The organism is Candidatus Eisenbacteria bacterium (genome assembly GCA_013140805.1).
Lineage (GTDB): Bacteria > Eisenbacteria > RBG-16-71-46 > RBG-16-71-46 > RBG-16-71-46 > JABFRW01.
This window is the reverse complement of record JABFRW010000136.1, coordinates 15,383-28,167: the sequence shown is the minus strand read 5'-3', so window position 1 is coordinate 28,167 and position 12,785 is coordinate 15,383. Positions and strand designations below refer to the sequence as shown.

The 12,785-nt window shown below is 67.2% G+C and carries 12 protein-coding genes; 4 read left to right on the top strand and 8 right to left on the bottom strand.

All coding sequences use genetic code 11. From position 1 onward, the window contains the following. Positions 1 to 124: 124 nt before the first annotated feature. The 4 genes from HOP12_11000 to HOP12_10985 all read right to left on the bottom strand — a co-directional run bounded on the left by HOP12_11000 (position 125) and on the right by HOP12_10985 (position 2,756). The gene (locus HOP12_11000; GenBank protein ID NOT34681.1) at positions 125 to 520 is read right to left on the bottom strand and encodes a VOC family protein; all 396 of its coding nucleotides are present in this window, start codon (positions 518 to 520) and stop codon (positions 125 to 127) included. A 102-nt stretch (positions 521 to 622) separates the two neighbouring features. Continuing rightward, positions 623 to 1,246, bottom strand: coding sequence for a class I SAM-dependent methyltransferase (locus tag HOP12_10995; GenBank protein NOT34680.1), 624 nt, complete (start codon positions 1,244 to 1,246; stop codon positions 623 to 625). A 78-nt stretch (positions 1,247 to 1,324) separates the two neighbouring features. Beyond that, entirely contained in the window at positions 1,325 to 1,564 is a 240-nt protein-coding gene (locus HOP12_10990; protein ID NOT34679.1) for a DUF1059 domain-containing protein, read from the bottom strand. A gap of 241 nt (positions 1,565 to 1,805) precedes the next feature. Further along, complete coding sequence (locus HOP12_10985) at positions 1,806 to 2,756, bottom strand: integron integrase (protein ID NOT34678.1); 951 nt, start codon at positions 2,754 to 2,756, stop codon at positions 1,806 to 1,808. A gap of 251 nt (positions 2,757 to 3,007) precedes the next feature. On the opposite strand from HOP12_10985, the gene HOP12_10980 reads away from it, so the two are divergent. The 4 genes from HOP12_10980 (at position 3,008) to HOP12_10965 (ending at position 7,033) form a co-directional block, all read left to right on the top strand. After that, positions 3,008 to 4,855 carry a DUF1446 domain-containing protein gene (locus HOP12_10980; protein ID NOT34677.1) on the top strand — a complete coding sequence of 616 codons (1,848 nt, stop codon included), beginning with the start codon at positions 3,008 to 3,010 and terminating at the stop codon, positions 4,853 to 4,855. 34 nt (positions 4,856 to 4,889) lie between these two features. Continuing rightward, a complete protein-coding gene (locus tag HOP12_10975) occupies positions 4,890 to 5,657 on the top strand; it encodes a hypothetical protein (protein ID NOT34676.1) in 768 nt (255 codons plus the stop codon). Continuing rightward, a complete protein-coding gene (locus tag HOP12_10970; GenBank protein ID NOT34675.1) occupies positions 5,654 to 6,025 on the top strand; it encodes a DUF1801 domain-containing protein in 372 nt (123 codons plus the stop codon). Before HOP12_10975 ends, HOP12_10970 begins: the two co-directional genes overlap by 4 nt. A 360-nt stretch (positions 6,026 to 6,385) precedes the next feature. Then, the gene (locus HOP12_10965) at positions 6,386 to 7,033 is read left to right on the top strand and encodes a CPBP family intramembrane metalloprotease (GenBank protein ID NOT34674.1); all 648 of its coding nucleotides are present in this window, start codon (positions 6,386 to 6,388) and stop codon (positions 7,031 to 7,033) included. Between the two features lie 38 nt (positions 7,034 to 7,071). On the opposite strand, the gene HOP12_10960 is transcribed toward HOP12_10965, so the two are convergent. From HOP12_10960 to HOP12_10945, 4 genes are all read right to left on the bottom strand, one after another. After that, complete coding sequence (locus tag HOP12_10960; protein NOT34673.1) at positions 7,072 to 7,818, bottom strand: hypothetical protein; 747 nt, start codon at positions 7,816 to 7,818, stop codon at positions 7,072 to 7,074. 86 nt (positions 7,819 to 7,904) lie between these two features. Beyond that, positions 7,905 to 9,860, bottom strand: coding sequence for a hypothetical protein (locus HOP12_10955; GenBank protein ID NOT34672.1), 1,956 nt, complete (start codon positions 9,858 to 9,860; stop codon positions 7,905 to 7,907). After that, positions 9,857 to 12,040: a TonB-dependent receptor gene (locus HOP12_10950; protein ID NOT34671.1), complete on the bottom strand. Its 2,184-nt coding sequence runs from the start codon at positions 12,038 to 12,040 to the stop codon at positions 9,857 to 9,859. Before HOP12_10950 ends, HOP12_10955 begins: the two co-directional genes overlap by 4 nt. A gap of 74 nt (positions 12,041 to 12,114) precedes the next feature. Then, the gene (locus HOP12_10945; protein ID NOT34670.1) at positions 12,115 to 12,747 is read right to left on the bottom strand and encodes a response regulator transcription factor; all 633 of its coding nucleotides are present in this window, start codon (positions 12,745 to 12,747) and stop codon (positions 12,115 to 12,117) included. Positions 12,748 to 12,785 lie beyond the last annotated feature (38 nt).

Here is a 12,785-nt window from a genome sequence, read left to right as displayed (position 1 = left end):
TCCGACACCGCGTGGCGCGGTCCGGCAGCCAGCTCCACGCCGCTCGCAGCATCTTCTCGTGGTGACGAGCGCCTCGGTGGCGGCGATCACGCTGCCGAACCCGCGCGTTCATGAATAGGTCGGGCTAAGTTCGAGGTTCGAGCAGATCCCAGAGGTTCCCGTAAAGATCACGGAACACCGCGACCGTGCCGTAGTTCGCGACCTTTGGTTCACGGACAAAGACGACGCCATGCTCTTGATACTTTCGGTAGTCGCGCCAGAAGTCGTCGGTGTAGAGGAAGAACCCGACTCGACCCCCTGTCTGGTCGCCGACTCGAGACTCTTGGTGCTCGCCCATAGCACGCGCGAGCAAGAGCTTCGCTCCGGCACCCCCGGGCGGAGCAATGACCACCCACCGCTTGCCCTCATCGGGGAGGAAGGTGTCCTCGATCAGATCGAAGCCGAGGGCCTTCGTGTAGAACGCGATCGCTTCGTCATAGTCTCGAACGACGAGCGCGGCCAGTGCGAGATGCTGTTTCATTGGCTCGGCCTACGGCACCGTGCGAGTGACCTCGGTAGTCGCGCTGCTGCCCAACGCTCGGCATCAGCGGCGGCGCGCGGCGCCGTCCGCTGCATGCTGTTGTTAGGCAGCTTGGGCGACAAGGTAGCACCTGCGGCTAGGATACTCGGCTCCGTCATATGGTTCGCGATGAATCTGCTCGATGACCGCGAAATTGGCCGACCGGAGAGCCTCGACGATGTTCTCGGGGGTGTGACACCGAAAGTCCAGCGAGACCTGAGCGCCGAATAGTTCGTCCCGATGAACAACGTCTTCACCAATATGAAAAGAGACAAGCGCCAAGCCACCAGGCACGAGGACTCGTCGCACTTCCCGAAAGACTCGTGGGAGTTCGGTCAAGTCGAAGTGCACGATGGAATAAAACAGAACCACTCCGGCGAGACTTGCGTCGCTCGCGCTGAGGCGCCTCATGTCTTCGACACGAAAGTCGAGATCGGGATGCAGGCTCTGGGCCACCGCGACCATCTTCGCGGAAAAGTCGATCCCAAAGATCGTGACGCCTTGTTGGCTCAGATACCGGGCAACATGGCCAGGCCCACAGCCGAGATCGGCGACGAGACCGCGGCCACGAGTCTCTTCCGCAAACCGATTCAGGAGATGCCGGTCGAGTGGCTTGCGCGCGAGCTCGTCCGAGAGGTGTTCAGCGTACGCCGCCGCCGCCGAGTCGTAGCTTTCGCGAACGTCCATCGACTCCCCTGCTGCCTAACGCTTCGGTTCAGCGGCGGGCCGCGCAGCGGACCGTCCGCTGCAACCGATTGTTAGGCGTCATTTGTTGTCGGCCTTGGCTTCAAACTCTTTCCGTTTGCCCTCCATCCACTTGGCCATTCCGTCCGCAGATTGCATGAGGTTTCTCATTTCGCCCATGGCCTGTAGATGTGGCTTGTCGCCGTTCTGAAACATCTCCTTGCCGTGGTCTTGGCTCATCTGAGCCATCTCTTCGAAGGTGTTTGCGTGAAACTCCAAGTCGCACGCTCCGCCCAGCTCTTTGCAGGTCATTGTCTTCATCGCGAGTTCTCCTTTGTGGTTGTCGTTCGATTCTCGTGTAACGGCACCGTGACGCCTAACTCGAAGTAGACAGGTCAGGATATGTGGATACCCCGCGCGTCACCGCCCCGATAGCGCGAGTCGATGTCAGACGGGAGTTCCGCTCGATCGTGTGCCTCAGCAGCCTGGGCTCCTCTCGACTCAGCAGTTCATCCAGATACACAGACCCGTCCATCTCGGTCCCGGTCGTGAGGCCTCTGCCTCACGCCACCCCATCCAGTGGGCTACGTACGCCTCGCCCACCTCGGTTGAGCACGTGGGTGTAGATCATCCTCGTGCTCACATCACGGTGTCCGAGCAACTCCTGGATCGTCCGAATGTCGTAGCCGTCTTCCAGCAGATGCGTCGCGAACGAGTGTCGCAGCGCGTGGCACGACACGGGGCGCGGGATCCGCGCACGCCTCGCCGCCTCGCGCACGGCACGCTGGAGCACCGTCTCGTGCAGGTGATGCCGGCGTCGGCGGCCGCTCGCGGGATCCAGGTAGTAGCGCGTGGCCGGAAATACCCACTGCCAGCCCCACTCGAACGCGGCGGCTGGGTATTTGCGCTCCAGGGCTTCGGGCAGTTCCACGCTGCCCAGCGCCCGCTGTAGATCACGGCCATGTTGGTCGCTCACGCCCGCGAGATGTGCCTGGAGCGGCTGGCGCAGCCTCGAGGGCAGCAACGTCACGCGATCCTTGCCGCCCTTGCCCTCGCGCACCAGCAACTCACCGCGGCTGAACTCGACGTCTTTCACCCGCAGCCGACAGCACTCGAGCAGCCGCAGGCCTGCCCCGTAGAGCAGCGAGGCCATTAGCCGCTCCACGCCCTGCAGCTCACGCAACAACACCGCCACTTCGCCGCGCGCCAGCACCACCGGAAGTCGCGCGGGGCGCCGGGCGCGCACGATCTCGTCCATCCAGGGCAGTTCGCGTCCGAGCACATCGCGGTAGAGAAACAGCAGCGCGCTCATCGCCTGGTTTTGCGTCGAGGCGCTGACCTTGTTCTCCACGGCCAGGTGGCTCAGGAATCGCGTGATCTCATCCGCCGCCATGCCGTCCGGGTGTCGCTTGCCGTGAAACAAGATGAAGCGTCGGATCCATCCGACGTACGCCTCCTCGGTGCGGCGGCTGTAGTGCCGCACGCGAATCGCCGCGCGCACGCGATCGAGCAGCCGCGGTTCGGTCGCCCCGCCAACCACTGGCGTGGCGGGCCTCTCTCGCACGATCGCGCTGGGCCACACGGCGGGAGCGACGGACTTCAAACTGAGCTGGTTCTCCACGGTGTCGATGCTCCGAGGGGCGTCACGACGAGGGCGTCCGAGGTGGGCGGCAGTATCCCTCGATGCACAGGCGCGATCAACGCGAGCGTCTCGCCCCTGTGCTACCTTCGCGCACCGTTTCTACGCGAGACCCGGAGTTCCTCATGCCCGATCTGATCCGCATCGCGAATGCCGGCGGTTACTGGGGCGACGACCTTGGCCAGTTCAAGCGCCAGCTCGAACTCGGCCCGGTGGACGTGATCACGCTCGACTTCCTGGCCGAGATCACGATGTCCATCATGCAGAAGCAGCGCGCCCGCGATCATCGTACCGGCTACGCGCGCGACTTCGTCACGCAGGTGCGCGAATCGCTCCCGCTGCTCGCCAAGAACGGCACGCGCGTGATCACGAACGCAGGCGGGGTCAACCCGCTCGCCTGCCGCGGCGCGCTGCTCGAGCTGATCAAGCAGCACGGCCACAGCTTCGAGGTCGCGGCGGTGGTCGGCGACGACCTGATGGAGCGCCTCGGCGAGCTGAATGCCGCCGGCATCACGCTCGACAACATGGAAGACGGCGCCGCGTTCGCCGCGGTGCGCGAGCGCATCTCGTCGGCGAACGCGTACTACGGCGCGTGGCCGGTGGTCGAGGCATTGAAGAGCGGTGCGCAGATCGTGGTCACGGGCCGCTGCACCGACACCGGCATCACGCTCGCCCCCATGATCCACGCATTCGGCTGGGCGGCGGACGACTGGGATCGCCTCGCCGCCGGCATCGTGGCGGGACACATCGTGGAGTGCGGTGCTCAGAGCACCGGCGGCAATTACACCGACTGGCGCACCATCAAGCACTTCGAAACCATCGGCTACCCGGTGCTCGAGGTCTACTCCGACGGCTCGTTCATCGTGACCAAGCACAGCGGCACCGGCGGCGCGGTCACGGTGCGCACGGTGCGCGAGCAGCTGGTCTACGAGATGGGCGACCCGCGCTCGTACATCACGCCCGACGTGGTCGCGGACTTCGCGACCGCGCGACTCGAGCCCGCGGGCCGCGATCGCGTGCGCGTGTGGGGCGTCAAGGGCCGCCCGGCGCCGCCGTCTCTCAAGGTGAGCGCCAGCTACTTCGATGGCTTGAAGGCAACCGGCATGCTGATCCTTTCGGGACCCGACGCGGTCGCCAAGGCGCACGCGTTCGCCGAGCTGTTCTGGAAGCGCGTCGGCGAGAAGTTCGAAGCCACGCACACCGAGCTGGTCGGACACTCGGCGTGCTGGGGGCCGCTGGCACCGCCGGTCGATCCACCCGAGTTGCTGCTGCGCCTGTCCGTACGCGATCGCGACAAGGGCAAGATCGAGAAGTTCTCGAAGATGCTGCCGGCCGTGATTCTGTCGGGCCCTCCCGGCGTCGCGGTGACCGGCGGCCGCCCGCAGGCGCAGGAAGTGATGGCGTACTGGCCGGCACTGGTGCCGCGCGATCGAGTGAAAGCCACGCTGGTCACGCGCGACGAACAGCGCGAGCTCGAGTGGCCCACGCCCCTGGTCGCCGCGCAGAAACCGGCGACGCTCCCGCGCGAGTCGTGGCCGACCGCGCGCGGGAGCGTCAAGCGCGTCACGGTGAAGCTCGCCGAACTCGCGCACGCGCGCAGCGGCGACAAGGGTGACATGGCGAACATCGGCGTGATCGCGCGCGCGGCCGAAGTCTACCCGTGGCTGGTGCGCACGCTGACCGCTGCGGTCGTGAAGAAGCGTTTCAAGGGCATCTGCATGGGCAAGGTCGAGCGCCACGACGTGCCGAACCTGTGGGCTCTCAACTTTCTGCTGGGCGAATCACTGGGCGGCGGCGGCACGGTGTCGCTGAGGCTCGACCCGCAGGGCAAGACGCTTTCGCATGCGCTGCTCGCCATGGAGGTCTCGGTGCCACGCGCATTGCTCGAAGCGGCGCGGAAGGCGGATGCGGAAGTGGGTGGCGGAAAGAGAACGACTGCGAAGCGGGCGAAGGCCGGTGGTCGGCGCCGTTAGCGACTCAGGCGCCAAACGCATAGGAGGAAAACGCATGTCTCCCGAGATGCCCGCGATTCCCAAGGGGAGTGGAGAGCACCCCATCGTGCTCGTCAGCATTTCTGCGAACGACCTCGCCGCTTCGAGTGCGTTCTACTCCAGGGTTTTCGGCTGGCAGTTGCAGAAGATGTCGGCGGAGCTGATCGGGGTGATCACACCCGCGGGCCCGGCGGCCGCGCTGCGCTCGAATGTCGACGCGGGATTTCCGGGGGTGGTGCCCTACATCGGAGTTCCCGACGTCGATGCGGCCCTGAAGCGTGCCGTGAACGCCGGCGCTGCGATCGACCGTGGACCGTGGTCCGTTCCGATGGTCGGCAAGCTCGCACGCTTCAAGTCACCAGCCGAGAGCCTCTATGGATTGACCGACACGGTCTCCCCCACGGGCTCACCCCACATCCCGATGCCGTTCGGCGCGAACCCCAAGCCCCCCGCCGGGGCGATTTGCTCGCTCGAGATGTACGCCGGCGATGGATCGGCCGCCGCCAGGTTCTTCGGCGATGCGTTCGGCTGGGGCTCGATCGAGACCATGCCGCAGTTCATGGGGTTCGATCCCGGCGCCGGGATCGGCGGAGTCTTCCAGTCGCACACGCCGGCATTGCCCGCAGTGGCCTACATCTATTCGACCGACGTCGCGGCGAGCCTGATCGAAGTCGAGGCCGCGGGCGGCAAGAAGACCGCGGAAGCCATGAGCGTTCCCGGCCTCGGGTGTTTCGGATACTTCACCGATCCCTCAGGCACCAACATGGGGCTGATCGGGCCGTGAACGAAGTCACGGCGTTCCTCGCCGCGCTCGAGCACCCGCACAAGCCGGACATCGAAGCGATTCGCGCGATCATCGTGAGCGCCGACAAGCGCATCCACGAGAGCATCAGGTGGAACGCACCGAGCTTTGGGATCGACGATCATTTCGCGACTTTCAATCTGCGGTCGAAGGCCGGCGTGCAGGTGGTGCTCCATCGCGGAGCCAAGGTGCGCGCCGGGCTCGCGGATCCCAAGATCGACGACCCGAACGGACTGCTGAAGTGGGCGGCCAAGGATCGTTGCGTGGCCACGTTCGCAGACGCGAAGGACATCCAGGCGAAGCGAGTCGCGTTTCTGGCGATCCTCAAGCAATGGATCAAGCAGCTGTGACGCAGCGATGCGCCGGCCGCGCCCTGCGAGCGGAGGCACAGGCGTGAAGGCCTACGTCGCGATCACAGGAGTGCTGTTCGGGCATTGACTCGGTCGAAGCCAGTGCCGTGGATGCAATTGTTACGCGACTCTCCGCAGCACTCGAGCGATGACGAGTCGTTCCGCGTGGAACCGTGCACCGTTTCCGCAATGTCGGGAAGGGCGTCACGGAGCAGCTGGTGACGTTCGTTCGGGCTGGCAACGAAGCCGCACCGAGGCACGGCATCGAGTTCGTGATACCGGCCGACTCGGCTCGCTAGCGATTCGAGGCCCGCTCGCGCGCCGGTGGCGCTCGCAGGCCGGGCCGGAGGGTTGACGAGGATGATCCGCTCCGTGCTCGAAGTCATCGTATTCGTGCTGGTGGTCGTCGCCGATGCCGTCGGTCTGGTGCCGCTCACACAGACGATCGTCCTGCTACCGCTGGTGTGGGTCGCTCTGCGAGTCGGCCGGGAGCCGTGGGCGAGCATCGGATTCCAGCGGCCCGAGCACCTCGGCCGCATGATCGCGATCGGCATCGTTGCCGGTGTGGCGCTCGAAGCGCTGGCCGTGCTCGTGACCACGCCGTGGATCAGCGGACTGTTCGGCGTCCAACCGGACTACTCGGAGCTGCGCGAGATTCGCGGCAACCTGCCGATGCTTCTGCTGTTTCTGGCGCTGTCCTGGACGCTGGCGGCGTTCGGCGAGGAGATCTGCTTTCGCGGCTTTCTCATGAAGCGGCTCGCGCGACTCTTCGGCGAGAGTCGCGCGGCCTGGTGGGTGAGCCTGCTGCTGTCCAGCGTTCTGTTCGGCTGGGGCCATACCGAGCAGGGTGTCTCGGGCTGGGTGCAGGAGGGGCTGAGCGGATTCCTGCTGGGGGTTCTGTTCCTGACCAGCGGGCGCAACCTGGTGGTGCCGATCGTGGCGCACGGCGTCTCGAACACCGTCGCTTTCGTCCTGATCTACCTCGGGCGTTATCCGGGGCTCGGATGACGAGCGGCGACGCGGTGGGCACGCTGAAGACCTGAGGCCTACCGCCAGCGGCTCTTGACGTTCCCCCACGTCGCGTGTCGCGCGGGCGTCGGACCGTCGCCGGTGAGCGTGAGGTCGTCGAAGTAGACGGGCACGCCGCCCAGATCGAAGCGGAAGTTATACGCGCCGACCCAGCCGGTCGGAATCGAGTTGTCGACGATCGGCACGGTGGTCAGCTCGGCGCCGTCGAAGAAGCAGCGGAAGCTGTCGCCGAGCGCGATCACCTTCATGTGATGCCACGTATTGACGGTCGGCACACCGCCCGGCAGCGTGTTCGCGAACCAGGTCCCGAGCGTCGTCGGCGCGCTGTTCACGAGCTTGCGGAAGTTGATCTGGAACAGGCCGGACTGGATCACGAACTGGTAGCAGGTGCCGAAGCCGTTCGACGGATCGGCGCGCAGCACAAGGCCGCGGCGCGTGTTGCCGTCGCCGGTGAAGAACCAGCCTTCCCACGTGTAGTCGACGAGTCCCATTGGGTCGGTCGCGGTCAGGATCACGCCGCCGGAGTCCGGCACCGACGAGTTGGTCGCGACCGCGACGGTGTGATCGCCCGACGGATTCGCATACGCGGGATTCGACGGTGCGAGCGTCAGCGGCTGCATGGTGTTGCTGATACCAAAGCCGGGCACCCACACCAGGTCGAGGACGCCACCGGTGACATGTTCGGCGAACGTGGCGGCGTGCGCCGATGCGGCGAGCGCCACGGAAATCATCAGGGTCATCACAGATGCACGAGCAAGACGCATGAGACTCCTCCGGAATCGAAATCGAATCGTCGTCCTGGGGAACCGCGGGCGCGCAACGGGCGACGGAACGCCGCGCACCTCCGAGCTCATCTCAACAACGTGAAGCGCGTGGCTCGCACCGATGGGTCCGAAGCGAGTCGCGCGAAGTAGATGCCGGCCGCGACCGGGTGGCCGGATGCGTCACGGCCGTCCCAGCGCAGCGCACTCGCGGCGCCAGTCGCGAGGCGCGCGACCGCGCGGCCGTCGACGCCGATCACCTCGAGCCAGTCGTTCGCGCCCCCCGCCCGCGGCAGCGCGAACGCGACCGCGCCATGCGTCGGATTGGGGCTCACGCGAATCGTCGCGATCGACGGCACCGCTGCGGGCGGCACACCCACCACGCTCGCGGTGAGTGGCGCCTCGAGATACGCGATGCGTCGCAGCAGATTGCCGGGTGTCGCGCCGCGATCGCCGATCACGGTGACGCCGGCCTGATCGGTGGCGGGCGCCTGGAACACCAGCTGAGCGCGACCATTCGAGTTGCGTGCGGCGAGCGAAAAAAAGCGCTCGTCGGTCGCGGGTGTGTTGGTGAGATTCTGCGCCGCCGACCAGGACTCGCCGGTTCGCGCGACGCTGATGCAGATGTCGCCGAAACCGATGCCGGTCACGATCCCCGGGAGCCCTGCGTCAGCGGTTGCATCCACTTGCGTGTCGGCGTAGCGCTGCCACGCCACGTAGGTCTCGCGACCATCGGCCGAGAAGCCGACCTGCGGCCAGTCGACCGAGATCGTATTGAAGCCCGACAGCGGGCCGTTGAGGCCGTTGTCGAGGTCGTCGTAGCGATCCGCTTCTCCCGCCGCGACCTGCTTCACCACTTCGATGCCGCGCTGCGAGTCCCAGTGCAGGATGCGGCTGCGGTGGTCGAAGTACACGACGTTCGCGCCGCTCCTGCGCGCCTGAAGCTCGCTCCACACCACGTTCGGCGTGGTGTCGTTGTAGGCGAGATGGCAGTGGATATAGGGGCGGAATTGCGTCGAGGTCGAGTCGGTCGCGGTCACCTGAGCGTCCGAGTAGGCGGTGATCGGCCGGGTGCGCACGGTGGCGGGCGCGAACGTGCCGTCGCTCGACTCGATCAGGTAGAGGTTGCCGCCGAAGTCGCCGACTGCGATGCCGACGCGACCATCGCTCGCGGCCGCCATGCTCGGGAACGCGGGCTTGCCGTCGCGGAACAGCGCCGGCGGCGCGACCGCGGTCCATGCGCCCATCTGCCAGCCGACCGGACACCCGAACGTGGCGCCGGGTGACGCGAGGTGACTGATGCGGAAGTCGTTCACCTCGTCGTACTGCCCGCCCTTCGGCACTTCACCGAACACCGTGAACGAACCGTCGGTCGTGGCGACGACCTGGGGGAACAGGTAACTCGGCGAGATGATGGGCGTGAGTTCCCCCGTGTAGGTCGTCGCCCCGACCGCGTCCTGCAGGTAGAAGATGCCGCGCAGGTCACAACCTTCTTCGTTCATGTGCTGAGAGATCGCGACGCGGCCATCGGGTGCCAGCGCGATCGAGCCATGACCGCCGAGCTTCTCGGTCAGGCAGCAGCCCCACAGATCCGGGTCCTGCACCTTGCCGCGGTGATCCCACAGGCCGGCGGTGCGCACCGCGTAGCCCATCGCGCGGTTCGGATAGGGCTGCGGTGAGCCGAGGTTGGGCGGGCACCCGCCACCGAGCTCGCAGTAATCCTTCTGATAGGTGACGTACACGCGCCCGTCGGCGCCGATCACGATGCGTGCACCGAGTGAGCCCATGTCCTGCAGGTCGTACCAGGTCGAGTCGAGCACGATCGCACCGGCCGGCAGAGGCACCGGCGAAACCGTGACGCTCGCGGGCGTGGCGCTCGACGCGAGCGGTGCTCCCTGCGCCGACCTTCGCGCGGCGTCGGAGACCGTCATGCCGGTCACGATGTCGCGCACCACGCGTCCGCGTGGATTGGCGGACTCGCGCGCGATTGCGGGCGCCGCGGTGAGCAGCACCAGCAGCACGAAGGGTGACAGGCGTCGCATCAAGGAGTGACTCCGGAACGGTCGCGCCACGGCAGCTCGAGATCCCTGCGCACCGCGAGCGTCACGGTGCGGCCGGGTTCCTCGATGAAGCCGAGCGGCTCGCGGTAGGTGTGGTCGAGCAGATTGCGAACGGCGAGCGTGATGCGGGTGTTGGCAACGGTTGCCGCGGCTTCGGCCGCGAACGTCCACGACGCGGGCCGCGGCAGCGCCTGGCGCTCGCCGTCCGAGGAGCGATCGTCCACCGGCACGGCGTCGGTCCAGCGACCGCGCAGCGACAGCATGCCGAGCGGGAACCAGCGCGCCGCCAACGGGACTCCCACGTCGAGGGTCACCCGCGACTCGCCGATGTCGGTGAGTCGCCGTCCGTTGTCGAGGTCTTCGCCGCGCGGCACCGCGGCCTGAACCGCCAGCAGCGCGCGACGCGTGTTCCAGCGCGCGGTGAGTTCGAGGCCTTCCAGACGCGCGCGCTCGACGTTTTTGTAGACGAACGTCGGACGCCCGAACACCAGATCCTGATAGACGAGCGCAATCAGGTCGTGCACGTCGGAGCGATAGGCCGACACGCGCAATGCGCCGCGATCGCCGGTCAGTCGCACACCGACTTCTCCGGTTCCCGATCGTTCCGCGCGCAGCGTGTCGTTTCCGAACACGTGCATGCCGCCATGGATGTCGCTGTTGAAGAAGCGCTCCTCGAGGCTCGGCACGCGAAAGCCGCTCGCGACGTGAACGTAGGGCTCCCACATGCCGATCGGTCGCGCGAGCCCGGCCTCGGCACTCCAGCGCCGGTCGCGCGCGTCGATCTCTCGGCGGACGTTGCCGGGGTCTTCGGGAATCGGAAATTCATCCGAGTGCGTGCGGTGATGGTCGTAGCGAAGGCCGGCTTCGCCGCGCAGCGACCCGCGTTCGGCACTCGTCGAGGCCCCGAGCGCCCACGCCTGGCGCCACGCTTCAGGCATGCTGTTGCCGGTCGTGATCACGGTCGGCGAGGCGACGCCCGACGCGTTGACGGCGTCCTGCGTGGTGGTTCGCGGTCCCTTCGAGGCCTCGAAGCGCCACTCACCGGCCACTCGCACGGCGCCCCGCGGCCCGAAGCGCAATTCCTGACGCGCGCTCTGCGCATCGGTTCGAATGCGGTCGTAGGCGTCGCTCGTGCGAGTTGCGATGCGGCGACCGCGCAGCGAGTCGTAGCCGACCGTGACTTCGTCGAAGTCGGTGCGGAAGCGCTGCTTCGAGAGCAGCAGCGCGACGCTCGGGAACCAGCGCTCGTCGCCGGGCCGCTTGAGCTCGAACCGAGTCGCCTCGCGCGCCTGAAGCGGGTAGCTCGCGCGCGAGCCGTTCGCGTCGCCGAAGGCGGGAATGCCGACGTCGCTCGCCGCGTGATGACTGTGCTCCAGGTCGAGGGTCACGAGCCCGAGCCGCGCACCCATCCGGCCCAGCAGATCCTCATCGCGGCTGCCGCTGTTCGCGAGCGCACCGCTCGGCGTGACCAGCGCTTCGAGGCTCGCGAGTCCGCCGCTGATCTCCGCACCGAAGCGCGGCCCGCGAAACCGCAGCCGCGCATTGCCACCCGCGTCGCTGCCGGGCGTGGTGGCGCGCGCCGACAGCGTTGCGCCGAGTGTCGGCGCCTCGGCGAACAGCTCGCGCTGCGTGACCAGGTTGACCACGCCTCCGATCGCGTCCGAACCGAATGCGGCGCCGGCCGAGCCCGGCGACATCTCGATCGCGTCGAGGCGGTCGACCGCGACCAGCGAGGTCTGCGCGCTATGGCCGCGACCGCTCGAGAGACGCACACCGTCGACCGTCACCAGCACGCGTTCGCCCGCCATGCCGCGCACCGCGATCTGCGACGACCACGCGCCGGTGCGGATCAGGTCGACACCAGGCGCCGAGAGCAGCGCTTCTGCGGCGGTCGCGGGCAGGAAGCGCGCGATCTGGCCGCGGGTGAATCGCAGCTGTGTCGTGGTCGAGCGCGCGTCGCGCGCCGCACGATCGGCCACGACTCGCACCGGCGGCAGCACCGTGATCGAGTCGGTCATGCGACGCGGCGCGGGAATCAGTGCCGACGACCACACTGCCAGCGAGTCCGCCGTGACGAGCGAATCCGCAACCGCACTCGCGCTGTCGGCGGGGGCCGCGAGCGGATGTGCAAACAGGGCGAGAGCGAGTGCGATCGGATGGGTCATGGCGCGCTGTAACCTAGCGAGCGCCATGCCGTTCCGGCCATGCGCAGCTACCCGGATGCCGGGCTTCAGTAGTGCTACGGAGGCGGAATCAGTCCGTTGGCGATCGCAAACCGCGTGAGTTCCGCCACCGAATGGAGTTCCAGCTTCCGCATGAGATTTGCACGATGGGTCTCGATGGTCCGCAGCCCGATTCCGAGCTCGTACGCAATTGCCTTGGAGGGCTTGCCTTCTGCAATCGCGACCAGCACTTCGATCTCGCGGCGCGTGAGGCGAGCGAGAGCCGGCTTCTCGGTCGCGCGCATCGCCTCGCCGAGCGCGAACTGAGCGCCCGGGCTGTAGAAACCCGAGCCCGCCATCACCGCTCGGATCGCGCGCGGCAGTTCCTGCACCGCGGTGTCCTTGAGCAGATACCCGTCCGCACCTTCGCGCACCGCACGCGAAACGTAGGCGGGATCCGAATGGAGCGACAGCACCAGAACCCGCTGCGCCGCACCCCGCGCGCGCAGTTCGCGCAGCACCGCGAAGCCGTCCATGCCCGGCATGTTCAGATCCAGCACCACGAGTTCCGGATCGTGCTCGGCGATGCGCACCAGCGCCTCCTCGCCGTGACCCGCCTCGCCCACCACGCGCAAGTCCGGTTCGGCCTCGAGGACGCGCCGCACGCCGGCGCGCAGCAGCGGTTGATCGTCGACGAGCAGGACGCGGATCGGCGTGGCCCGCGTGGTGAGCGGCGCTTCGTGGGATT